The organism is Winogradskyella sp. UBA3174 (assembly GCF_002364335.1).
Classification (GTDB): domain Bacteria; phylum Bacteroidota; class Bacteroidia; order Flavobacteriales; family Flavobacteriaceae; genus Winogradskyella.
This window is the reverse complement of the sequence record NZ_DEXW01000063.1, coordinates 1-23811: the sequence shown is the minus strand read 5'-3', so window position 1 is coordinate 23811 and position 23811 is coordinate 1. Positions and strand designations below refer to the sequence as shown.

At 31.7% G+C, this 23811-nt stretch carries 22 protein-coding genes; 14 read left to right on the top strand and 8 right to left on the bottom strand.

The window, feature by feature from the left end:
* Positions 1-263 precede the first annotated feature (263 nt).
* The 3 genes from B2U95_RS12290 (at position 264) to B2U95_RS12280 (ending at position 3398) form a co-directional block, all read left to right on the top strand.
* Positions 264-1088 (top strand): M48 family metallopeptidase, encoded by an 825-nt coding sequence (locus B2U95_RS12290; RefSeq protein ID WP_296316832.1) that lies wholly within the window; start codon positions 264-266, stop codon positions 1086-1088.
* Positions 1089-1156: 68 nt separating this feature from the next.
* The gene (locus B2U95_RS12285) at positions 1157-2458 is read left to right on the top strand and encodes an MFS transporter (protein ID WP_296316831.1); all 1302 of its coding nucleotides are present in this window, start codon (positions 1157-1159) and stop codon (positions 2456-2458) included.
* 19 nt (positions 2459-2477) lie between these two features.
* Complete coding sequence (locus B2U95_RS12280; RefSeq protein ID WP_296316830.1) at positions 2478-3398, top strand: hypothetical protein; 921 nt, start codon at positions 2478-2480, stop codon at positions 3396-3398.
* Between the two features lie 362 nt (positions 3399-3760).
* Here B2U95_RS12280 and B2U95_RS12275 read toward each other — a convergent pair whose 3' ends face one another.
* From B2U95_RS12275 to B2U95_RS12260, 4 genes are read right to left on the bottom strand one after another with little or no spacing between them, the layout of a single operon-like run.
* Complete coding sequence (locus B2U95_RS12275) at positions 3761-4486, bottom strand: head GIN domain-containing protein (RefSeq protein ID WP_296316829.1); 726 nt, start codon at positions 4484-4486, stop codon at positions 3761-3763.
* Positions 4487-4527: 41 nt separating this feature from the next.
* Positions 4528-5616, bottom strand: a complete 1089-nt coding sequence (locus B2U95_RS12270) for a hypothetical protein (RefSeq protein ID WP_296316828.1) — start codon at positions 5614-5616, stop codon at positions 4528-4530.
* The gene (locus tag B2U95_RS12265) at positions 5594-6157 is read right to left on the bottom strand and encodes a hypothetical protein (protein WP_296316827.1); all 564 of its coding nucleotides are present in this window, start codon (positions 6155-6157) and stop codon (positions 5594-5596) included. The genes B2U95_RS12270 and B2U95_RS12265 overlap by 23 nt, the downstream gene beginning before the upstream one ends.
* A gap of 11 nt (positions 6158-6168) precedes the next feature.
* Positions 6169-6720 (bottom strand): RNA polymerase sigma factor, encoded by a 552-nt coding sequence (locus B2U95_RS12260; protein WP_296316826.1) that lies wholly within the window; start codon positions 6718-6720, stop codon positions 6169-6171.
* 389 nt (positions 6721-7109) lie between these two features.
* Between B2U95_RS12260 and lon the strand changes: the two genes are divergently transcribed.
* Genes lon through cmk form a run of 4 tightly spaced genes read left to right on the top strand, consistent with a single transcriptional unit; the run spans position 7110 to position 12045 of the window.
* On the top strand, positions 7110-9563 hold the full coding sequence (gene lon / locus B2U95_RS12255) for an endopeptidase La (RefSeq protein ID WP_296316825.1): 2454 nt from the start codon (positions 7110-7112) through the stop codon (positions 9561-9563).
* Entirely contained in the window at positions 9547-10281 is a 735-nt protein-coding gene (locus B2U95_RS12250) for a LysM peptidoglycan-binding domain-containing protein (protein WP_296316824.1), read from the top strand. The genes lon and B2U95_RS12250 overlap by 17 nt, the downstream gene beginning before the upstream one ends.
* A gap of 49 nt (positions 10282-10330) precedes the next feature.
* Complete coding sequence (porQ, locus tag B2U95_RS12245) at positions 10331-11353, top strand: type IX secretion system protein PorQ (RefSeq protein ID WP_296316823.1); 1023 nt, start codon at positions 10331-10333, stop codon at positions 11351-11353.
* Between the two features lie 2 nt (positions 11354-11355).
* Complete coding sequence (cmk, locus tag B2U95_RS12240) at positions 11356-12045, top strand: (d)CMP kinase (protein ID WP_296316822.1); 690 nt, start codon at positions 11356-11358, stop codon at positions 12043-12045.
* Between the two features lie 49 nt (positions 12046-12094).
* Here cmk and B2U95_RS12235 read toward each other — a convergent pair whose 3' ends face one another.
* Complete coding sequence (locus B2U95_RS12235) at positions 12095-12472, bottom strand: LysM peptidoglycan-binding domain-containing protein (RefSeq protein WP_296316821.1); 378 nt, start codon at positions 12470-12472, stop codon at positions 12095-12097.
* A 285-nt stretch (positions 12473-12757) separates the two neighbouring features.
* On the opposite strand from B2U95_RS12235, the gene rpsA reads away from it, so the two are divergent.
* From rpsA to B2U95_RS12200, 7 genes are all read left to right on the top strand, one after another.
* A complete protein-coding gene (gene rpsA / locus B2U95_RS12230; protein ID WP_296316820.1) occupies positions 12758-14593 on the top strand; it encodes a 30S ribosomal protein S1 in 1836 nt (611 codons plus the stop codon).
* Positions 14594-14790: 197 nt separating this feature from the next.
* Positions 14791-15330 (top strand): bifunctional pyr operon transcriptional regulator/uracil phosphoribosyltransferase PyrR, encoded by a 540-nt coding sequence (pyrR, locus tag B2U95_RS12225; protein WP_296316819.1) that lies wholly within the window; start codon positions 14791-14793, stop codon positions 15328-15330.
* Positions 15331-15356: 26 nt separating this feature from the next.
* Positions 15357-16286, top strand: coding sequence for an aspartate carbamoyltransferase catalytic subunit (locus B2U95_RS12220; RefSeq protein WP_296316818.1), 930 nt, complete (start codon positions 15357-15359; stop codon positions 16284-16286).
* 3 nt (positions 16287-16289) lie between these two features.
* Positions 16290-16622, top strand: coding sequence for a ribonuclease Z (locus B2U95_RS12215; RefSeq protein ID WP_296316817.1), 333 nt, complete (start codon positions 16290-16292; stop codon positions 16620-16622).
* Between the two features lie 3 nt (positions 16623-16625).
* Complete coding sequence (locus tag B2U95_RS12210; protein WP_296316816.1) at positions 16626-17531, top strand: ribonuclease Z; 906 nt, start codon at positions 16626-16628, stop codon at positions 17529-17531.
* Between the two features lie 98 nt (positions 17532-17629).
* Positions 17630-18277 (top strand): pyridoxamine 5'-phosphate oxidase, encoded by a 648-nt coding sequence (pdxH, locus tag B2U95_RS12205; RefSeq protein ID WP_296316815.1) that lies wholly within the window; start codon positions 17630-17632, stop codon positions 18275-18277.
* A gap of 198 nt (positions 18278-18475) precedes the next feature.
* A complete protein-coding gene (locus B2U95_RS12200; RefSeq protein ID WP_296316814.1) occupies positions 18476-18973 on the top strand; it encodes a CAP domain-containing protein in 498 nt (165 codons plus the stop codon).
* Between the two features lie 628 nt (positions 18974-19601).
* Here the strand turns inward: B2U95_RS12200 and B2U95_RS12195 are convergent.
* The 3 genes from B2U95_RS12195 to B2U95_RS12185 all read right to left on the bottom strand — a co-directional run.
* Positions 19602-21509, bottom strand: coding sequence for an OmpA family protein (locus tag B2U95_RS12195; protein WP_296316813.1), 1908 nt, complete (start codon positions 21507-21509; stop codon positions 19602-19604).
* Between the two features lie 13 nt (positions 21510-21522).
* A complete protein-coding gene (locus tag B2U95_RS12190; RefSeq protein WP_296316812.1) occupies positions 21523-22458 on the bottom strand; it encodes a PorP/SprF family type IX secretion system membrane protein in 936 nt (311 codons plus the stop codon).
* 9 nt (positions 22459-22467) lie between these two features.
* The coding region (locus tag B2U95_RS12185) for a gliding motility-associated C-terminal domain-containing protein (RefSeq protein ID WP_296316811.1) at positions 22468-23811 on the bottom strand (1344 nt) is incomplete at its 5' end.

Below are 23811 nucleotides of genomic sequence, written 5' to 3'. Positions count from 1 at the left end.
TTATTTTGTTTGACGTATTAACGTTTCATTAATTACATAAAGGTTAAGGTATTGTTTTATGTTACAAATTAATTTTTTTTCTAAATTCTTATGTATTGATTACTTGTTTAAAATATTTTAAGTGCGCTTATTCATTTGCAAGAATTTTCTTGACTAATATTTTATAGCGAATAATTCAATAAAGTAGTGACATCTGCCTTAATTTCGCACCTAATAATTAGGAACAGTTTTTGTGTATTAAAGTAACTTAAAACTATTGTATTATGAAATTTAAGAAAGGTATAGCCTTATTAACTATTGTAGCTGTTGCATTATCTTGCGCAACCAATCCTTTTACAGGAAAAAAAACTATGGCTTTTATGTCTAACGATAGCCTATTTCCATCTGCTTTTGCGCAATATAATCAAGTGTTAACAGAGAATAAAGTAGTTACTGGTACTGCTGATGCTAAAATGATTACACGTGTTGGACAACGTATAGCTGTCGCGGCAGAACGTTATTTAAATGCCAACGGTTTTCAAGGGTATTTAGATGATTATAAATGGGAATATACACTTATAGAATCAGAACAAGTTAACGCATGGTGTATGCCTGGAGGTAAAATAGCGTTTTACACAGGTATTTTGCCAATAGCGCTAAATGAAACTGGTGTAGCTGCCATAATGGGACATGAAGTAGCACACGCTTTAGCAAATCATGGACAACAACGTATGAGTGCCGGAATGTTGCAACAAGGTATTTCTCTAGTTGGTAATGTAGCATTGCAGAATGATGAAAATTTAGGTTTGTACAATCAGGCGTTTGGTATTGCTTCAAATGTTGGTGGAATGCTACCCTTTAGTAGAGGTCACGAAACTGAGGCTGATAAGATTGGATCATATCTTATGGCTATTGCTGGTTATAACCCAGATGAAGGGCCAGAACTTTGGAAACGTATGAAAGCAAATAATGGAGGTGAAGCACCACCAGAGTTTTTAAGTACACACCCAAGTAATGATTCTAGAATTCAGAATTTACGAGCACTAGCACCAAAGGCTAAGGCCGAAGCTAAGAAATATGGTGTAACTTCATTTAGGCCTATAAATTAACATAGAGTAATAAATATTAATTACTTTAGAAGCTGCTCATTATGAGCAGCTTTTTTATATTTAAATTTATGAGTGAACTTAAAAAAGGGAGTAAAAAACTTCTAAACGCTTGGGCATTTTACGATTGGGCAAATTCAGTATATACACTTACGATTGCATCCTCTATATTCCCCATATTTTACTCGGCCTTATTTTTGAGTGAAATTAAAAAAGTAACTGCTTTTAATTACGAGTTTAAGAGCACGGCTTTAATTACTTTCGTAACTGCTTTTACATTTATGGTTGTTGCTATTCTGTCTCCGATATTATCTGGTATTGCAGATTATGTAGGTAATAAGAAAAGCTTCATGAAGTTCTTTTGCTATTTAGGTTCTGCTGGCTGTATTGGCTTATATTGGTTTAGTTTAGAACACATCCATCTAAGTTTACTATTCTATTTTATGGGTTTAATAGGGTATTGGGGAAGCTTAGTCTTTTATAATTCATATTTACCAGATATTGCGTTTGAGGAACAACAAGACAAAATAAGTGCCAAAGGATTTTCTATGGGTTACATAGGGAGTGTACTACTTCTGGTTGCAAATTTGGCCATGGTAATGAGTCAAGATAATGGAGTAGATAAAATTCAAATGATGCGATATTCTTTTATTACCGTTGGTATTTGGTGGGTTTTATTTAGTCAATACTCATTTTACATTTTACCCAAAGGAGTGTCTAAAAGCCATAAAGTTACTAAATCTGTAATTTTTAATGGTTTTAAAGAATTATTGGGTGTATGGCAAGAGTTAAAATTGAACCTAAGATTAAAGCGCTACTTATATGCCTTTTTTGTATTCAGTATGGCTGTACAAACCATTATGTTAGTAGCTGTTTATTTTGGTGAGGAAGAAATTAATTGGGGAACGGATGAGGCCAAGACAACAGGTTTAATTGTAAGTATATTAGTTATACAAGTTGTAGCCATCTTAGGTGCCTTTTTAACCTCAAGCGCTTCCTCTAAATTTGGAAACATAAAAACACTTATTGTTATAAATATGATATGGATGTGTTTATGTTTTTATGGTTATTTTATTGAAACGCCAACACAATTTTACATAACGGCATCGCTTGTTGGTTTGGTAATGGGAGGCATACAATCGCTAGCCAGATCTACGTATTCTAAATTTTTGCCAGAAACTAAGGATACAACATCATATTTTAGTTTTTACGATGTCGCAGAAAAAATAGGTATTGTTATTGGTATGTTGATTTATGGTTTTATAGATCAAATAACAGGAAGTATGCGCAACTCAATCTTATTTTTATTTGTCTTTTTTTTAGTTGGTATTATACTTCTTTTTAGAGTGCCTAGATTAGAAACTAAGAATTAATGCTTAACTTTATCATGCTATGATAAAAAAAATGTTTGTACTATGTGCATTCATGGTACTTTTTATTGCCTATAATTGTGATAATGAGCCCTATGAAGGTGACTTAATAATTGTCGATAATTCTTGTGAGTTAGCAATTATTGCAACTGCTGAAGCCGCTAGTAATTTTAATGCTGTCTCAGAAGAGAATTTCAACCTGTTTTGCCAAGTTTACAAAGATGCTTTAGAAGATCAAATAGAAATTTGCGGTGATGCAGAAGGCCTTTTGCAACTCACTATTGATAGCTTAAATGATTGTGTTTTTGAAGGTAACGAGCTATGCGATATGGCAATCCAAAACACTGAAATTGCTAGAATTAATTACGATAATGCGTCAGACAGTGATTTAGAAGCTTTATGTAATAGTTATAAAGTTGCACTTCAAAACCAAATTGAAGTCTGTGGTGATGCAGATGGTTTGTTGCAAATTATTATCACTGGTTTAGGAGATTGTACAGCAGACCCAATACCAACAATAGGAACTTGGCAGCTAGTGTTTATGTTATCAAATAATATATTAGATATAGATAACGATGGTATAGCTACAACAAATTACTTAGGTGAAATAGATTGTTATGATAATGAAATTATAACATTTAATGCAGATGGTACAGGTGAATTTATCTATAATTCTTTTGCAACAATTACATACACTCCAATTTCTGATGATGATGTTGATTTTTTTGTAACCTGTACAGATTTTAACGAAAACACACCCTTTACTTGGACTCAGAATGATAATGAAATTACAATAACATTAACTGAAACAGGTGAAGTACTAGATTTCTTAAAAAGCACAAGTATCATAACAAATATTGTTGAAGATGGCTTTTTTGCAACGAGTACTGTTAATAGTTCAACAATCTCTGAGGATATGACGTTTACTTACTTGAAGATTTAATGTAATTAAATTATTTCTTAGATTATTTAGCGAAATGAAAAGTAGACTTTGATGCTGGAACGAAATAATAAAAAAATTATTAGTTTGAATAAAAAAATTCAAATAGCTATATTTTTGTTGGTTGTCTTCCTTTATAGGATGTTCTTCATATAAATACAAAACACAAAGAATTCAAATTATTTCGCTATTGAGATAAAAGATTTAACATTTGAATTTATCAATTATATGAGATTAAAACAGGATTATATTAGAATTAATGAAAATGGCTCACTTTCCTGGGATGGAAGAATATATACCAAAAACTAACCATAAAAAAGGACGAGCAAAGCTCATCCTTTTTAAAATTATCTTTTTTACAGCCGCTAATTACTCACGCTACCAGAACCTGTAATCTTAGTATCTTTCTTAGTAGGTTTGCCAGAATATTCTACATCACCAGAGCCTGTTATTCTAGCTGTTAATTCACCATTACACACAACGTTTACATTACCAGAACCTGTAATACTTGCATTAACATTTGTGCTTTTTAAGCTTCTACCATTAAAATCACCAGAACCAGCAATCTTTGTAGTTAAGTCTCTAGCAGAACCTTTTAATTCTATATCACCAGAACCAGCAATACTACTTTGTATGCTTTTGGCAGATACGTTTAAGTTAATATCGCCAGAGCCTGCTAAAGCTACTTTAAATTCGCCTGCTTTAATAGTACCAGAATTTTCTATATCACCAGAACCTGATAATGAAACAGAACTTATAGATTCGTAAGGCACAGTAATTAAGATGGTTTGGCTTGGTCTTAAGTTATAGCCATCTTCAACTTTAACAACGAGCTTATTATCTTTTACCTCAGTAATGATGTATTCCATAAGGTTTGCATCTCCTTTAATTGAAATTTCACCTTCATTTCCTTGTACTAATTTAAAATCCATTGGTCCAGCAGCTTTTAAGCCATCATAAGCACCTGTAGATCTTGTAGTGGTTGTAATATCTCCATTCCCTTTCATTTTTTTACCATTTCCCCATTGTGCACACGAAAGCGTAGTGCTTAAAAGAAAGACTAGTACTGTAATTGATTTAAATAGTTTCATAAGTTTGATTTTAATTGGTTGATTTTATTCGTTCTCGATTGTTATAATTTTTTAAAGGTAACACTTCCGTATTCAGACTTGATTTTTACTAGGTTGCCAGAATTTTGTGAACCATAATAGCCGTTATATTTCTTTTCAGTCATATCAACTTCTTTATTGGTAAAGTTGAAACCGTCTGATTCTCGTAATGAAGCGAATTCTAAATCGATATCGAAATCAAAATTATAATCAGCATCATGTCCAATTGTAATACCAGTAAAGTCAGACTTTATAGTTATGTTTTTAGCTTTAGAAGCTATTCGCTCAATTTTTATTGAACCGAAATTTGTTTTAAGGTCTACATTTTTAAATACATTACCTAATCGCAAAGATAAGTAGTCCCCTTGACCTTGTAAATTATTAATATTATCAATTTTTAATGAGCCATAATCACAAGTATAATTCACAATTTCTGAAGCTTCAATAATTGATTTTGTATAATCTGCTTTAAGTGTTAATTTGTTAGTTTTAGAAACTGTAAAACCACTATAGTCTGCTCTAATTGCACCACTCTTAATATATTCAAAATAACAATTATTACTATAATCAAATCTAATATCATTGTTATCTCCCATGAGTTCTTTGGTCGTGATTTTACCATAATCACAGCTAATTTTAGCAACACCTTCTAGCTTGTCTAAGTTAATAGCGCCATAGTCGTTACTGAGATCTATATTATTAGTTATTGGCATTTTTATAACATAGTTAATTTCTAATTTAAGGTTTATTTTCTTTCCCCAATTCCACCAATTTTTTTCGTTCTTCCCAATCATAGTGATGGCAGAAACTAAGTCGCGTGTTCCAGAGAATTCTATATTAATTCTATTGAGACGATCCTGTACTTTTTCTGCATTATTACCAGTTACTTTTATGGTAATATCAAATTCAATACGATTCTCATTCCATGTAACAATGTCTAAGTTTCCAAAACTATTTTTCACTTTTAATGTCGCATTAGAAGCTACATTAAATGATTTTTTAATAGTACGCTCTTTGGTTGATTTAATAGTTTCAACATCTGTATTTGCCAATGCAATAAGAGGCATTAACAAAAGTAATATTGCTAATCTAAATTGTATTTTTAGGTTCATTTGTGTTGATTTTTAGTTCTTTAATAATTTCTATTTGTTCTAAAACAGTATTTAAAATATCTATTCTATTCTGAAAGTTGGTAATCATCGCATAAATAACACGCTGATCTTGTCCGCTTTCATTTAAATCTGTTTTTAAATTTTGATAATTGGTTTCTAAAATTTGAATCTGCTTTAAAGCATCAGTAATAATAAGCTCTGTTAAAGGTGAGCGTTCTTTATTTAATTTCTTTAATTCATTTTCAATTGTAGCAGTAAAAAAATCTTGAGTTTCAGATAACTCTGGTGATACACTTGCTAAGTCTAAAGCTTCAGGCTTATTTTGTAGTGTCATAAACACACTTAAACATATCACCACAGAAGCAGCTATAGCTAAGAACGGTTTCCAATTAGAACCAGATGATTTTTTAGAATCATTAGATGTCACATCATTTGCTTTTAGCTTATCTAAAAATCGAAGCTCATGATTTTTGTTAGGTTCGCTTGTATCAAACTCACCTTTTAGGTTATCAAATAATTCGTCTACAGTATCTTTTTTCATAGCTCTTTGTTTTAAACTGTTTGCATTAACTTTTTCCTTAAACTCTCTTTTGCTCTCGAAATTAATGTCCTGCAATTCGCATAAGAAATTTCCATAATTTCACAGATTTCTTCATAATCGTAACCCTCAATGAGATGTAATGATAAGCCTATACTATAGTTAGGTTTTAAGGTTTTCATTACGCTCATTATTTGTTTTACTTTTTCGTTGTTATGATTACTTTCTTCAATACCATTATTATATTCAACTTTATATAATACAGTATCTAAAGGCACTTCATTTTGTTTAGACGTTTTGTTGTAATGTGCAATACTATTGTTAACTACAATTCGTTTTAACCATGAACCAAATACATTGGTATCTTTTAGAGTATTTAGCTTTGTAAAAGCTGTTAAAAATGACTCTTGCATAATGTCCTCAGCTTTAAAAGAATCTTTTACAATTCTAATTGCTGTGTTATACATTGCTTTATTATACCTGTTATAAATCTCCAACTGTGCACGTTGGTTGCCAGATTTGCATTGCAATAGTAACTCTTCGATATTTTGATTGGTTGATGTCAAAAAAACAATTGCTTTGGTATAAGGATTAAGACTTTCATGTACTGTTACAGTTTAGAGTAAAAAACTTTTGATTTATACCAAGTAAATTTTAAAATGTGGTATAAATAATTTGAATTATATTGGGTTTAGATAAATTTTAAAATCCAAACATAGCATTAGCTATGGTTTTATTTTATAATGAAATATAAGTGCAATAGAAACGAATTATATGACTTATTTTAATGTTTATTTGGTGTCATAAAGGTAATGGCATAACAATTGAAATTAGAAAAGTGTGAATAACTTTAAATATCTTATAACGTATTGATATTCAGTCTAAAGTTAATTATTAATACATTTAAACAAATGCACTTCTGTTAAAGTAAATGACAGAATGGCTTATATATACTATGGGAAAACAAAAATTTTTAGGACTAGACAGTTTGTCATTTCAAGATTTTGACGAGAATTCAGAATTAATTCCATTAATGACGCCTGAAGATGAAGAACTGATAAACAATGAAACTTTACCAGATTCATTACCAATTTTACCGTTACGAAACACCGTCTTATTTCCTGGTGTTGTTATACCTATTACAGCAGGTCGTGATGCGTCTATAAAACTAATAAACGATGCCAATAAAGGCGGTAAAGTTATTGGTGTAGTCTCTCAAAAAGATGAAGCAGTAGAAAATCCAACAGCTAAGGATATCTTTAAAACAGGTACTGTTGCACGGATTCTGAAAGTTTTAAAAATGCCTGACGGAAATACAACCGTAGTTATTCAAGGTAAAAAGCGTTTTGAAATCAAGGAAGTTATTTCAGAAAAACCATATTTAACAGCTACAATTTCTGATATACCAGAAGCGAAACCAGCACCAGATAACGAAGAGTTTAAAGCAATTATAGAATCTATAAAAGATTTATCTCTAGAGATTATAAAGGAAAGTCCAAATATTCCTAGTGAAGCTTCTTTTGCTATTAAGAATATTGAAAGTAGTTCGTTTTTAATCAATTTTGTGTCTTCTAACATGAACCTTAAGGTAGAAGAGAAGCAAGAATTGCTAAAGATTAATGATTTAAAAGAACGTGCGCTTCAAACCTTGAAGTTTATGAATATGGAATATCAAAAGCTAGAGCTTAAGAATGATATTCAGTCAAAGGTTCAAAGTGATATGAATCAGCAGCAACGTGAGTATTTCTTGCACCAACAAATGAAAACTATTCAAGAAGAATTGGGTGGTGGTGTCTCATCTGGTGAAGAAATAGAGGAAATGCGAACACGAGCTAAGGATAAAAAATGGGATAAAAAAGTTAAAGCCCATTTTGATAAAGAATTGTCTAAAATGCAACGTATGAATCCGCAAGTTGCTGAGTATTCTATACAGCGTAACTATTTAGATTTGTTTTTAGATTTACCTTGGAGTGAGTTTAGTAAGGATAAATTCGATTTAAAACGTGCTGTAAAAATCTTAGACCGCGATCATTTTGGATTAGAAGATGTAAAGAAAAGAATCATTGAATATTTAGCAGTATTGAAACTTCGAAATGACATGAAGTCTCCTATACTTTGCCTTTATGGACCTCCAGGTGTTGGTAAAACATCTTTAGGGAAATCTATTGCTGAAGCTTTAGGTAGAGAATACGTGCGTATATCTTTAGGTGGTTTACGTGACGAATCTGAAATAAGAGGTCACAGAAAAACTTATATTGGTGCAATGCCAGGACGAATTATTCAGAGTTTAAAGAAAGCAGGTACATCTAATCCTGTCTTTGTTTTAGATGAAATAGATAAATTGTCTACAGGTAATCAAGGAGATCCTTCTTCTGCAATGTTAGAAGTTTTAGACCCTGAGCAGAATAGCGAATTCTATGATAACTTTCTTGAAATGGGTTACGACTTGTCTAAAGTTATGTTTGTGGCAACTGCTAATAGTTTAAACACCATTCAACCAGCATTAAGAGATCGTATGGAAATCATTAATGTGACAGGTTACACCATTGAAGAAAAAGTAGAGATTGCAAAACGTCACTTATTACCAAAGCAGTTAAAAGAGCATGGTTTAGATAATACGCATTTAAAAATAGCAAAACCACAATTAGAAAAAATAGTTGAAGGTTACACACGAGAATCTGGAGTAAGAGGTTTAGAAAAGCAAATTGCAAAAATGGTGCGTTATGCAGCAAAGAATATTGCGATGGAAGAAATTTATAATATCAAAATTTCTAATAACGATGTTATAGAAATTTTAGGAAGCCCAAGATTAGAACGCGATAAATATGAAAACAATAATGTAGCAGGAGTTGTTACAGGGTTGGCATGGACTAGAGTAGGAGGCGATATTCTGTTTATAGAATCTATTTTATCTAAAGGTAAAGGAACACTTACCATTACGGGTAATTTAGGTAAAGTGATGAAGGAGTCTGCAACAATAGCTATGGAATATATAAAAGCAAATGCAGACGAATTTGGGATTAATCCAGAGGTTTTTGATAAGTATAATGTACACATTCATGTTCCAGAAGGGGCTACGCCTAAAGATGGCCCTAGTGCAGGTGTAACGATGTTAACATCTATAGTGTCTTTATTTACTCAACGTAAAGTTAAGAAGAGTTTAGCAATGACAGGTGAGATTACATTACGTGGCAAGGTATTACCAGTTGGAGGTATTAAAGAGAAAATCTTAGCGGCTAAACGTGCTCGTATTAAAGAGATTTTACTCTGTGAAGAGAACAAAAGAGATATAGAAGAAATAAAGCCAGAGTATCTTAAAGGCTTAACTTTTCATTACGTCACAGATATGAGTGATGTTTTAAAGTTGGCATTAACAAACCAAAAAGTAAAAAATGCAAAAAAATTATAAATTAATTATATCTATTGCTGCTTTAGTTATAGCAAGTTTGGGTTTAGGTGTTTTTGCACAGTCAGAGGTTGCGTATAAAGATGTTATTTTAGATGGTAAGCCTGCAAGATTAAATGTCGCTACAGGAGAAATAACTTTAGTTAATTTTAAGACTGAAAACAAAGTAAAAGTTTCTGAGCCTATTAAGCCTGAAACTATTGAGGATGTTTCAAATTATCATATTGTAAAAGAGAATGAAACATTACTTGATATTTCTAGAATATATAATGTCTCTTTAACAGATTTGAAAAAGGTAAATGGTCTACAAACGACACTAATTAGCGAAGGACAAAAACTTAGAGTTAAAAATTTAGATGCTAAGGTTGCTAAATTATTAACAGAAGAATCAAAACCAGAAGAGATTATTGCTTCAAATTTTCATACTGTAAAGAAAGGAGAAACACTCTACAGTTTATCTAAACGCTATAAGTTAGATTTAAAAAGACTAAAAAATCTTAATGATTTAGATTCTAACACAATTAAAATTGGTCAAAAGCTTCGTGTAATTAGTTTTGATACACATAAAGCTTCAGTAAATGCTTCTATTTGGACAGTATCAAAAGGTGATACATTATATAGTATTTCAAAGAAAAGTGGTGTTTCTGTTGCTCATATAAAGCAACTTAATAGTTTAACTAGCACTACTATTCTTGTTGGGCAAAAACTTCAAATAAAATAAAAAAATCATATCATCGTTTTACAATAGATTTAGTTATTTTGCAAAATCTATGACCAAGAGGATTCTAACCTTATTTTTAGTACTTCTAACATTACCATTGTTCGCACAATTGGGAGGAGGATCTACTTATCAATTTTTAAATTTGGTATCGTCTCCTAGACAAGCAGCTTTAGGTGGTAAAATTATCACCAATTTTGATAGCGATGTTACAGAAGCACTGTATAATCCGGCATCTATAAATTGGAAAATGCATAATCAAGCAGCATTTAACTATTCTAGTTACTTAGGTGGTATCAGTTATGGTACCGCAGCCTATGCTTATACTTGGGATCGGCATTTACAAACTTTTCACTTTGGTGTAACCTACATTAATTACGGATCCTTTGATGGTTATGATGTAAATGGAGTTTCGACAGGGACATTTAGTGGTAACGAAGCAGCTATTTCTGCTGGCTATAATTATAATATTCCATTTACAGATTTTTATATTGGCGCTAATGTAAAAATTATTACATCATTATTAGAGCAGTATAACTCAATAGGTGGAGCAGTTGATTTTGGTGCGATGTATATTAATGAAGATTTAGATTTTCATGCAGCATTAACGGTAAGAAATATAGGTACTCAATTTACAACATATGCTGGTCAAAATGAGCCTTTACCGTTAGAGGTAAATTTTGGTATGTCTCAAACATTACAATATGTACCTTTAAGATGGCATGTAACTCTAGAGAATCTTCAACAGTGGCCAATAGGTGTTTCTAATCCAGCAAGAGCGACAACAGATTTAGACGGCAATCAAACTCAAGAAAAAGTTGGTTTTTTAAATAATACATTACGTCATCTTATTCTTGGAGCAGAATTATTTCCAGAAGGTGGTTTTAACGTAAGATTAGGTTATAATTTTAGACGTGCTGAAGAATTAAGAATTGTAGATCAAAGAAATTTTTCAGGTTTATCTTTTGGTGTAGGTGTTAAATTAAACAAAATAAAATTTAGTTACACCCATGCGAGGTATACAAGTGCTTCTAATACTAGTTTCTTTGGACTACAAATAGATTTAGATAATTAAATATGAGAAAAATTATCATTGCAATAGATGGGTTTTCTTCTACAGGAAAAAGTACAATTGCTAAGCAATTAGCAAATAAGCTTAACTATATATATGTAGATACTGGTGCGATGTATCGTGCAGTTACCTATTTTGCTTTAGAGCATAACTTCATTGGAGTAGATTTTTTTCATTCAGAAAAATTAATAGAAAACTTAGATAAGATAATAATTACATTTAAATTTAATGATATTAAGGGCTTTGCAGAAGTTTATTTGAATGGTGAAAATATTGAAAATACGATAAGAACACTAAAAGTTTCTCAATATGTGAGTCCTGTAGCAACTTTGTCTGAAGTGAGACGAAAATTAGTCGAGCAACAACAGCTCATGGGAAAAGATAAAGGTATTGTTATGGATGGTCGTGATATTGGTACAGTTGTCTTTCCAGATGCTGAACTAAAAATTTATATGATTGCTTCAGCAGAAACAAGAGCCCAGCGTAGGTTTAAAGAATTAAAAGAGCGTGGAGATAATCTTACCTATGAAGATGTACTAGAGAATGTGACCACAAGAGACCGAATTGATTCTACAAGAAAGGATTCGCCCTTGGTAAAAGCAGAAGACGCTATAGAAATAGATAATTCTAAATTAACTATTGCAGATCAGCTAGATACTATTCTAAATTTAGCGAGTCATAATATTTCAAAATAAAAAAGCAACCCTAAAGTCGCTTTTTCTATAATTTACATTTAATCTTTCATTAAAGATTAGGAATGATTAACTCTTGCTTAGGATGAATCACATCTGGACTCTTTAAGATATCTGAATTCGCAGCAAAAATTTTCTTGTACTTCATTGCATCACTATAATAGTGCTTTGCAATTTTTCCTAAAGTGTCACCAGAAGCTACAGTATGTCTTGCATATATAGTTTCATCAGCAACTTTAATATTTGCTATTATATCAGCTGGATTATCACCACCTGCTTCTTTAATCTTATCCCAGATTAAATTTTTCTCGTATTGCGTTGCTGCAGTTCCTTCTACTTTTAATACGCCATTGTCTTCAGTAACATTTCCATTCTGAATGTTTAAAGACTCTCCCAAGTCTAATACATCTTGGTATTTTGCTCTAACCATAATTGTATGTGTTTTATAAGTATTAATAGTATTGTGAATATATCAATTAAAATACTTAATGTTAAATTTTGAAGCACCATTTTAACACCTTACTAGTAGGACATACAAAATATATTAAAGTCACATCATTTAGTGTTTGGTTTTCAGAATAATAAGTAGTATTTTTGCGCTTCTTTTAGCGGATTTGAGAAAGTAGAAAAGAGATAAAACAAATTTAATTAATAACTTCTGTAGATTTTCCGTTAGTCTTTCAAAATATACAGAATACAAATTTTTATTCAGCAAATGTCTGAAAAAGAAACAAAACAAGCTGAGGTTGAAGCAACTGAAGCAGTAACAGTAGAAACTCCTGTAGTATCTGAAGCTCAAGCAAACCCAGAAAAATTCTTAGCAGATTTCGATTGGCACAATTACGAAGAAGGAATTGAGCAAGTTGAAGACACTAAATTAATTGAATTTGAAAAATTAGTATCTGAGAATTTCGTTGACACTTTAGACGACGAAGTTGTAGAAGGTACAGTAATTACAATTAGTGATAGAGATGCTATTATTGATATCAATGCTAAATCTGAAGGCGTAATTTCTCTTAATGAGTTCCGTTACAATCCAGATCTTAAAGTTGGTGACAAAGTAGAAGTATTAATTGATGTACGTGAAGACGCAACAGGTCAATTAGTATTATCTCACAGAAAAGCTAGAGTAATTAAAGCATGGGAGCGTGTAAACAATGCACATGACACTGGTGAAATCGTAAATGGTTTTGTAAAATGCAGAACTAAAGGTGGTATGATCGTAGATGTATTTGGTATAGAAGCTTTCTTACCAGGTTCTCAAATCGATGTGAAGCCTATTAGAGATTACGATCAGTATGTAAATAAAACTATGGAATTTAAAGTTGTAAAAATCAACCACGAATTCAAAAACATAGTAGTTTCTCATAAAGCTCTTATTGAAGCTGATATTGAAGAACAAAAGAAAGAAATCATTGGTCAACTAGAAAAAGGACAAGTCTTAGAAGGTATTGTGAAAAACATTACGTCTTATGGTGTGTTTATTGATTTAGGTGGTGTAGATGGTTTAGTTCATATTACAGATCTATCGTGGTCTCGTATCAATCATCCAAATGAGATTGTTGAGTTAGATCAGAAGTTAAATGTTGTAATCCTTGATTTTGATGAAAACAAATCAAGAATACAATTAGGTCTTAAACAATTATCTAAGCATCCTTGGGAAGCTTTAGGTGAAGCTGTTAAGATTGGAGATAAAGTAAAAGGTAAAGTTGTTGTAATAGCAGATTACGGTGCGTTTATTGAGGTTGAAGAAGGAGTTGAAGGACTAGTTCACGTAAGTGAAATGTCTTGGTCAACACATTTACGTTCAGCTCAAGATTTTGTAACTGTAGGTGATGAAATCGATGCTGTTATCTTAACCTTAGATAGAGAAGATCGTAAAATGTCTCTTGGTATTAAGCAATTAACACCAGACCCATGGACAGATATTACAACTAAGTACCCTGTAGGTTCTAAGCACACAGGTATAGTACGTAACTTTACAAACTTTGGAGTTTTTGTTGAATTAGAAGAGGGTATCGACGGATTAATTTATATCTCAGATTTATCTTGGACTAAGAAAATTAAGCATCCATCTGAGTTCTGTAACGTAGGTGATACTTTAGATGTTGTTGTTTTAGAGTTAGATGTTGAAGGACGTAAATTATCTTTAGGTCATAAACAAACTACTGATAACCCTTGGGATAAGTATGAAACTGAGTTTGCTTTAGAATCTATTCATAAAGCAGCAATTACTGAAATGGTAGATAAAGGAGCAACAATAGATTTTAACGAAGATATCGTAGCTTTTATTCCAGCACGTCATTTAGAGAAAGAAGATGGTTCTAAACTTAAGAAAGGTGATGAAGCAGAATTCAAGATCATTGAATTTAATAAAGAATTCAAGCGTGTTGTTGCATCTCATACAGCAGTATTTAGAGCTGAAGAAGCAAAAATCGTTAAGCAAGCTGTTAGAAAACAGACTGCTCAAACGGCAGAAGCTAAGCCAACTCTTGGTGATGCAAATGAAGCTTTACAAGCACTTAAAGATAAATTAGACGGGAAAAAATAATTTCCCAAATTGCTGCGAAGGCAGGAATCTAAATAATACATATTATAAAGCCTCTCGTTATACGGGAGGTTTTTTTATATCTAAGTATTTAGTTATTGATATTTGTGATTTTAGAGCGTTGTGCCTTTGCAGTAAAAGATATTGCAAACCACAAATTTTATCCTAACTTTGCGCACCAATAACGCTTGGATACTATCATGAGTCAAAAAGTATTACTCAATTCTAAAGAAGTTAATATAGCACTGCACAGACTTGCTTGCCAACTTATTGAAAATCATGATGATTTTTCAGAGACCGTATTAATAGGTATTCAACCGAGAGGACGTTTTTTAGCTGATCGCTTAGCGCAGATGCTAGCTAAAGATTACAAAATTAAAAATGTTCAAGTTGGACATTTAGATATTACGTTTTTTAGAGATGACTTTAGAAGAGGTGAAAAACCATTAGAAGCAAATACAACAATTATTAACTTTATTGTAGAAGATAAAAACGTAGTTTTTATTGACGATGTTTTATATACAGGTCGTAGTATTCGTTCTGCACTAACAGCTATTCAATCTTTTGGCAGACCAAAAAATGTAGAATTACTTACATTAATAGATCGCAGATTTAGTCGTCATCTGCCAATACAACCAAATTATAGAGGACGCCAAGTAGATGCCATAGACAATCAGCGTGTTAAAGTAAATTGGGTTGAAAATGAAGGGGAAGATGCTGTGTATTTAATTGATAAATGAAATTAAGATAACTGTAAATTAAAACTATGAGCGAATTAAGTGTTAATCACTTATTAGGAATAAAATATCTTACTAAACAAGATATTAACCTTGTTTTCGAAACTGCAGATCAGTTTAAAGAGGTTATTAATAGACCTATTAAAAAAGTTCCTTCTCTTAGAGATATTACAATTGCCAATTTATTTTTCGAAAATTCTACAAGAACTAAGTTGTCATTTGAACTAGCGGAAAAACGTTTGTCAGCAGACGTCATAAATTTTTCAGCATCACAATCTTCAGTTAAAAAGGGAGAAACACTCATAGATACAGTTAATAACATCTTATCTATGAAAGTAGATATGGTCGTAATGCGTCACCCTAATCCTGGTGCATGTGTTTTCTTATCAAAACATGTTAATGCAAGTATTATTAATGCAGGTGATGGTGCGCACGAGCATCCTACACAAGCTTTATTAGATTCTTATTCTATAAGAGAAAAATTAGGTAGTGTTAAAGGTAAAAATGTAGTTATTGTTGGTGATATTTTACATAGTAGAGTAGCGCTTTCAAACATTTATGCACTTCAGTTACAAGGAGCCAATGTTATGGTTTGTGGACCAAAAACCTTATTGCCAAAGTATATAAAAGAGTTAGGTGTACAAGTAGAAACTAATCTTAAGAAAGCATTAGAATGGTGCGATGTTGCTAACATGTTGCGTGTTCAGAATGAACGTATGGATATTAGTTATTTCCCATCAACGCGAGAATATGCACAACAATTTGGCATCAATAAAGAACTTTTAGACAGCCTTAATAAAGAGATTGTAATCATGCATCCTGGTCCAATAAATCGTGGTGTTGAAATTACCAGTGATGTGGCAGATTCTAAACAAGCTATTATTTTAGATCAAGTTGAAAATGGAGTAGCGGTAAGAATGGCGGTAATTTACCTATTAGCTTCAAAAATAAAACAGTAGACTATGATTATAGATAGAAATGAGAATATTACTATAATTACTCAAGAAAGAGCCTCTATCAAAACTCTAGTTAATACTATTGAACAGGCTTATGATAATTATAAAGACTATCATCTGATAATCATTATATCTAGTTTAGATACAGTTTGTTTAGAAGATGTTATCGAATTTCTAAGGTTGAGTAATAATCATAGAGGTAATAAAAAATCATTTGTTATTGTGTCAGCCAAAGCCAATTTAGATCAAATGCCAGACGAGATCTTGGTAGTGCCTACTATACAAGAGGCATACGATATTATAGAGATGGAAGACATTGAAAGAGATTTAAGGTTTTAATAAATGAAACTAACTATCTTAGGTTGCCACAGTGCAACTCCACGTACAAACACCAATCCAACTTCGCAAGTATTAGAGATTAAAAATCACATGTTTTTAATTGATTGTGGTGAGGGAACTCAGGTAGAATTAAGACGTAATAAGGTTAAGTTTTCTAGGATTAAGCATATTTTTATTTCACACTTACATGGCGATCATTACTTTGGATTAGTTGGATTAATTAGCACTTTTCAGTTGTTAACTAGAGAAACAGAGCTTCATATTTATGCTCCTAAAGGTTTAAAGGAGGTAATTACACTTCAAATGAAATTATCTAACTCTTGGACTAAATATCTTTTAATTTTCCATGAGTTGACTTCTAAAAAGTCAGAATTAATTTATGAAGACGATAAAGTAGAAGTTTATACCATTCCTTTAGACCATCGTATTTATACAAATGGATTCCTTTTTAAGGAAAAAGAGAATGAACGTAAGCTAGACATTAATGCTGTTTTAAATGCAAATATTAATAAGGCCTATTTTAGAAAGTTAAAACAAGGCTCTGACGTAGAAAACGAAAATGGTATTATAATTAAAAATAATACCGTTACTAAAGATCCAATACCAGCTAAAAGTTATGCTTTTTGCAGTGATACGGTTTATAACGAAGCAGTTATTCCTATTATAAAAAACAGTACAGTTCTTTATCACGAATCTACTTTTTTAGACAAAAACGAAGCACTTTGTAAGCCAACCAAACATAGTACAGCAAAACACGCAGCTACTATAGCTAAAAAAGCTAATATAGAAACTTTAATACTTGGGCATTACTCTACACGTTACGATGGTTATGACGCGTTTAAATTTGAAGCACAGACCATTTTTGAGAACGTACTTTTATCTAAAGATGGAAAATCTTTTGAGTTTTAATTTCTTAAAGATTAAAAACCATATTAACTTTGTTAATACACCAATTCATTTACTTTAATTACTAATCTTAGTATAGAGTAACATATTATATATTTTTTATGGAAAAAGATTTAAGTAATTATAGAAAATCTTACGAAAAAGGCGAGTTGTTATTAGACAATGTGCCTGAGAATCCTATTGAATTATTTAGAGATTGGTTTCTCGAAGTAGATACCCATTTTAATGTTGGTGAAACTAACGCGATGACTTTGTCTACTATTGGTTTAGATGGCTTCCCTAAGAGTAGAGTAGTACTATTAAAAAAATACACATATGAAGGTTTTATTTTTTACACTAACTATGAAAGTGAAAAAGGGAAAGCTATTCATGCAAATCCTAATATATGTTTATCCTTTTTTTGGCCAGCTGCAGAACGACAAATTATTATTAAAGGTAAAGCAGAAAAAATCTCTGAGAATTTGAGTGATGGTTATTTTGAATCACGACCACGTGGAAGCCAATTAGGTGCTATAGTTTCTAATCAGAGTGAAATTGTTAGAGATAGAGCAGAATTAGAGGATACACTTAAAAATCTAGAAGAAGAGTTTGAAGGAAAACCTATTGAACGTCCTAAGTATTGGGGAGGGTTTATTGTAAAACCAGTAGAAATTGAGTTTTGGCAAGGAAGACCCAATAGACTCCACGACAGAATCCGTTATAAACTTTTAAAAGATTATAATTGGCAAATCGATAGGTTAGCACCATAATTAAGATTTTTATTATACCGATAAACGACACTTTAAAATCGTTAAAAAGCATAAAATTAAATAACAAACGTGTATTTCATCGATGTTTGACAGTTAAAACCGATGAAATACATGTATTTAATCGATTTTAACATTTATTTAACAGTTAAGTGTAAGTAGGCTTCTATTTTAGTATTCCCAAACCTAAATAACCTACTTATGAAAGTTAATAAACTGTTGCCATTATTGGCTATTGTCGCCCTCTTAGGCTTTACTTCTTGCTCTACTGATAATGCAGCAGAGGATCAAATTAATTCAATAGAGGTTCCGGTTACGCCTCAAGCTAAACTAATAGAGATTGAGATTATGGAGCTTATAAATGCACACAGAATTAATACGGGTTTAAGTGCATTGCAAAACCATAATACAGTTAAAGCAGTAGCCTCTACACATACAGAATATATGATACAGGTCGATGATGTATCTCACGATAATTTCTTTTTAAGAAAAGAAAGTTTACAGATAAATGCATCTGCAAATATTGTCTCAGAAAATGTAGCCTACGGTTTTAACTCGGCAGCATCGGTAGTTAACGCATGGTTAAATAGTCCTAATCATAAAGATAATATAGAAGGAGATTATACAGATTTTGATATCTCAGCAGAACAAAATAGTGAAGGTAAGTGGTATTTTACCAATATGTTCATTAAGCGATAAGTCGCTCAAAAGTTGATTAATAGCCATGAGAGCCACATTTATATGTGGCTTTTTTTAGTTTATATATCCTTTTTGATCAAAGTTATGCTGTCTCTATCTACTCTAAAAACCTGAGTGTCATTTAAGTTATCACCTTTTAAAACTCTGAATTACTTTATTGTATTTGGATCCACTTTAATTTCTTCTCCTGTTTTATGAGTTATTAAATACCCTATATTATCATTATTATAAATCTAATTTCTACTACTTTTATATATGCTGTTTAATAGAGATATAAAGTTTTGGAATCAGAAGTTGGTTAATTATTGCATTATTCGTTCTTCGATTAACAATCACGCCTTTAATATTTTCTTTTATCTAATTATAAATTTGATTTGAATCTAAAATAATTATCAGTTCATAAGAATATCTTTATTTGAAATCTTATTTCAGTCATAATTAATATTCCGAATACTACAATAGTATGTAAAGGACAGAAAAAGAAATATTGCTAATAATGCTCTCGATAGAATACAGCTTTGATCTAAAATTTAAATGAGTAAACCATACTTTTTAATTAGTTTTTGATCTTATAACAAAAAAAGCAAGCCTATTAGAGCTTGCTTTTTACTTAAGTTTAGCGTTAAAATTATTCGCTTACAATGTAGAAATAAGAACGTCTATTAAGTTGGTGTTCTTCTTCAGTACATTTTACTTTGTTAGCACATTTATTGAGTAATTGTGTCTCTCCAAAACCATCAGCACTTTCTATTCTTTTTACTTCGATACCTCTAGAGATTAGATACTCTTTAGTAGATTTTGCACGTCTGTCAGAAAGCTTAAGGTTGTATTTGCCTCGGCCTCTACTATCTGTATGAGATTCAATTTTAATAATCATTCTTGGGTGTTTGCGCAACACGTCTACAATATTTTCTAATTCATATTCTGCGTTTGTTCTAATATTTGATTTATTAAAATCAAAGAATATAGGGTTAATAACAATTTGATTATCTATGATTAAAGGCTCTAATGATAAATCTACATTTGTGAGTTTTTCATTTTCGTCAGAAGTTATCACTGTATTTTGATCATTCTTATAGTCTGGTTTAGTACCGCTAATTGTATACGTTTTGTTACAATCTACAGTGAAATTATACACGCCACTATCTCTAGAGATAATTTCATCAAGAACTTTTCCAGTATCATCGATTAATCTTATCGTAACACCTGATAATATAATATTAGTCTTACTATCTCTGGCAACACCTTTAAGTTGTTGTTTACACTCAAAAGTATTAAAGCTATAGATGTCATCACTCCCTTTACCGTTGGGTCTGTTAGAAGTAAAGAAACCTTTCTCAGTTTCTGAGTCTATGTAGTAACCAAAATCATCATAACCACTATTAAAAGGGGCTCCAATATTTTCTGGTTTAGATCTTTCTCCTTTTAAAATATCAGATTTAAAAATGTCTAATAGACCTAAATTTAAATAACCATCAGAAGAAAAATATAGTGTGTTATTCTTGCTAACAAAAGGGAACATTTCTCGTCCTTGTGTATTTATCAATTCACCTAAATTTTTAGGGTTTCCATAGCTACCATTATCGTTAATAGACACTGAATAGATATCTGTTTGTCCAATACCACCTTCGCGATCTGAAACAAAGTATAATATTTTATTGTCAGAGCTTAAAGCAGGATGACCTGTAGAGTATACGTTATCATTAAAAGGTAATTCTATAATGTTTGTCCATTGGTCTCCTTCTAAAGACGCTTTATATATTTTTAAATGTGTTGTACCTTTCTTATCGTATTTTAATCTATTTCGCTTATTGATGTTATCTCTAGTGAAATAAATAGTTTTACCATCGTTAGTAATAACAACTGATGCTTCGTGATAATCAGTATTTATATCACTAGCTGTAATTTCTGCTGGCTCACCGTAAGTTGACTTATTTTCATCTTCTGAAATTGAAACCTGGAATAATTCTAAAAAAGGTTCTTTATTCCAATTGTAAACCTTTTTACTGTCTCCTCTAGAGGATGCAAAGTATAATGTGTTATTATAAACAAATGATCCAAAATCTGAATTTTCAGAATTGAAAGGTAAATTCTCTATGTTTACTAATACTTTATTTTTAGATGTTAATTTATTATATAAATCAACTTCATCAGGATTATAGCCTTTTAATAATCTACTATCTCCTTTCTGCGCAGCACTAAGTTCTTTAAACCATTTGTCAGCTTCTTCATATTGCCCAATACTTCTGAGTGATTGAATGTATTTAAAAATATATTCCGCTTTAATGTCTTCATGCTCTTTTACGGCTTCTCCGTACCAATAAGCTGCTTTATCTAATTTTGCATTATTATAAAATGCATCTCCTAAGCGCGTAAGGACATGTGCACTTTTGTCACCTTTTTCAACAGCTTTTTCATATAATTCTATTGCTTTAATATAACCGAAATTTTCAAAAAATTTATCGGCTAATTTAACCTGAGCAAAGGAGAGTGAGCAACTTATTGTTAAGATGAGAACTAATAATCTTGTCTTCATAATTCGTTTCATTTTAGAAGTATCTAGGCGATTTTATACGTTTACTTTTAAAGACTTCGAACATTAATAATACTTCATGAGTACCACTTGTGTATGGTCTCAAATCAGAAATAGGATATTCGTAAGCGTAACCAATTCGCATTTGTTTTGAAATCTGAAAATCTGCTATTGCACCAAGAGCCGCAGCTGATTGATTAACTCTGTAGCTACCACCTATCCAAAACGTATTATTAAATAAGAAATTTGCAGAAATATCAAAAGATAAAGGTGCTCCATTAGTAGCTTTTAGTAAAACAGATGGTTTTAGTTTAGTAGTTTCACTTAAATCGAAAACATAACCACCAGTAAAATAATAACTAATACGCTCTAAGGCTACGTAATCTATTTGGCCTTGTCCACCATTATTATAATCTGTGTTTAATATTCTAGGTGCAGAAAGACCAACATACCAGCGTTCAGAATGCCAATATAAACCAGCACCTATGTTAGGACTCCAGCGGTTAGAGACATTATTAAAGAAAGGATCATTTACAACAGATGGGTCATTTAATAATTCTTCATCAAGATTGTAATGTGTAAAACCACCTTTAATACCAAAAGCAAGCTTTGAATTCAAGCCTGTTCGAATTGTGTATGAAAAATCTCCATAGATGTAAGAGAAGTTTTCATAGCCTAGTTCATCATTTATAAATGATAATCCTAAACCAATCTTTTCATTACGCAGTGGTGCGTGGATAGATAAAGTTTGAGTTTCTGGTCCACCTTCTAATCCAACCCATTGACTTCTATGTAAACCAACAGCACTGAATGTTTCTCGACTCCCAGCATAAGCCGGATTTATAGAGATGGTGTTAAACATGTATTGTGTAAATTGAGGTAACTGCTGCGAAAATGCAGTAGTAACGCACAATAAAAGTATTACAATACTTAAGAATTTAGATAACTTCATTGGTTAAGTTTATTTATTTGTTGCTACGTAGATAGGACCTGTAAATGGTTTCAATCCACTATCTCTTAAATTAATTATATAATAGTAAGTTCCGGTTGGGACTTTTCCTGAACGTCCTACTGATGACCCGTGAGAATCGCCATTCCAATTATTTTGGTAATTTTTAGATTCGTAAATCTTAGCTCCCCAACGGTTAAATATTTCTAATTCTACAGTGAAACCACAGAATTCAACACCAGTCAAAGTAAAGAATTCGTTAAAGTTATCACCGTTAGCAGTTACAGTTTTAGATATAATTACATTATTTGCATCACTACAAGGTAAAACAAGACATTCATCATCAATTACTACTGTAACTTCTGCTTCAGTAGGACATGCTCCTTCTGTGATAGAATACTTAAATGTGTAGTTTCCAACCTCTACTGTAGAAGGGGCAAATAAACTTCCGTCTAGTGTTGCATCACCAGAAACGACACTCCATGTTCCATCCATATCAAAATTACCAGATAATAAATCAAATAAATCAAATTCAATATCTAATACGCAACGCTCAGCATCGTTAGCTTCAATTATATTACTTATTTCCACAAATATAACTTGTGTGAAGTCGGCTTCATTACCACAGTCGTCAGTTACAATCCATATTCTAATGATTTCATAATCTTCAAAATCATTAATTTGTGTCGATGTTTCATTAAATACAACTTCTATAGCATTTGAACATGCGTCTTCGAATACTAAACCCGGTACTTGAGGGATAGCATCACAAGTTACATTTATTGTTTCATCTAAATCTGAAACTAGAGTAGGTGGGTCATTATCTTGTACTGTAATAATCTGTATATGAACAGCATCATTACCGCAGCTATCTGTTGCGGTCCAAGTTCTTGTCATAATATAATCGCTCGTACAAGCTCCATTTGTTATTTCTTCTTCAAATACGACTGTTGCAGTACCACAATTATCATTAGCAGTTAAAGTTTCTGCGTTAGGAACTGCGTCACATTCAACATCAGAATCTTCAGGTAAAGTTTCGTTAAATGTTGGTGCAGTTGAATCAATAACATTAATAGTTTGTGTGTGTGTGATTGTATTATCACAACTATCAGTTGCCGTCCATGTTCTCACTAAAGTATATTCGTTTTCGCAAGAACCATCAGTAATAACTTCTTCTAGAGTTACAGTGGCTTCACTACAATTATCACTAGCAGTAAGTGAGTTTCCATCAGGAATAGCATCACATTCTAAAGTTGTATCTGCAGGTAAAGTTTCGTTAAATGTTGGTGCAGTAGTATCTACTACGTTAATAGTTTGTGTGTGTGTGATTGTGTTATCACAACTATCAGTTGCCGT

What these genes read in the sequence shown, in the direction of transcription:
- B2U95_RS12290 (WP_296316832.1), top strand. Translation starts at nt 264, where the DNA reads ATGAAATTTAAGAAAGGTATAGCCTTATTAACTATTGTAGCTGTTGCA.
- B2U95_RS12285 (WP_296316831.1), top strand. Translation starts at nt 1,157, where the DNA reads ATGAGTGAACTTAAAAAAGGGAGTAAAAAACTTCTAAACGCTTGGGCA.
- B2U95_RS12280 (WP_296316830.1), top strand. Translation starts at nt 2,478, where the DNA reads ATGATAAAAAAAATGTTTGTACTATGTGCATTCATGGTACTTTTTATT.
- B2U95_RS12275 (WP_296316829.1), bottom strand. Translation starts at nt 4,486, where the DNA reads ATGAAACTATTTAAATCAATTACAGTACTAGTCTTTCTTTTAAGCACT.
- B2U95_RS12270 (WP_296316828.1), bottom strand. Translation starts at nt 5,616, where the DNA reads ATGAACCTAAAAATACAATTTAGATTAGCAATATTACTTTTGTTAATG.
- B2U95_RS12265 (WP_296316827.1), bottom strand. Translation starts at nt 6,157, where the DNA reads ATGAAAAAAGATACTGTAGACGAATTATTTGATAACCTAAAAGGTGAG.
- lon (WP_296316825.1), top strand. Translation starts at nt 7,110, where the DNA reads ATGGGAAAACAAAAATTTTTAGGACTAGACAGTTTGTCATTTCAAGAT.
- B2U95_RS12250 (WP_296316824.1), top strand. Translation starts at nt 9,547, where the DNA reads ATGCAAAAAAATTATAAATTAATTATATCTATTGCTGCTTTAGTTATA.
- porQ (WP_296316823.1), top strand. Translation starts at nt 10,331, where the DNA reads ATGACCAAGAGGATTCTAACCTTATTTTTAGTACTTCTAACATTACCA.
- cmk (WP_296316822.1), top strand. Translation starts at nt 11,356, where the DNA reads ATGAGAAAAATTATCATTGCAATAGATGGGTTTTCTTCTACAGGAAAA.
- B2U95_RS12235 (WP_296316821.1), bottom strand. Translation starts at nt 12,472, where the DNA reads ATGGTTAGAGCAAAATACCAAGATGTATTAGACTTGGGAGAGTCTTTA.
- rpsA (WP_296316820.1), top strand. Translation starts at nt 12,758, where the DNA reads ATGTCTGAAAAAGAAACAAAACAAGCTGAGGTTGAAGCAACTGAAGCA.
- pyrR (WP_296316819.1), top strand. Translation starts at nt 14,791, where the DNA reads ATGAGTCAAAAAGTATTACTCAATTCTAAAGAAGTTAATATAGCACTG.
- B2U95_RS12220 (WP_296316818.1), top strand. Translation starts at nt 15,357, where the DNA reads ATGAGCGAATTAAGTGTTAATCACTTATTAGGAATAAAATATCTTACT.
- B2U95_RS12215 (WP_296316817.1), top strand. Translation starts at nt 16,290, where the DNA reads ATGATTATAGATAGAAATGAGAATATTACTATAATTACTCAAGAAAGA.
- B2U95_RS12210 (WP_296316816.1), top strand. Translation starts at nt 16,626, where the DNA reads ATGAAACTAACTATCTTAGGTTGCCACAGTGCAACTCCACGTACAAAC.
- pdxH (WP_296316815.1), top strand. Translation starts at nt 17,630, where the DNA reads ATGGAAAAAGATTTAAGTAATTATAGAAAATCTTACGAAAAAGGCGAG.
- B2U95_RS12200 (WP_296316814.1), top strand. Translation starts at nt 18,476, where the DNA reads ATGAAAGTTAATAAACTGTTGCCATTATTGGCTATTGTCGCCCTCTTA.
- B2U95_RS12195 (WP_296316813.1), bottom strand. Translation starts at nt 21,509, where the DNA reads ATGAAGACAAGATTATTAGTTCTCATCTTAACAATAAGTTGCTCACTC.
- B2U95_RS12190 (WP_296316812.1), bottom strand. Translation starts at nt 22,458, where the DNA reads ATGAAGTTATCTAAATTCTTAAGTATTGTAATACTTTTATTGTGCGTT.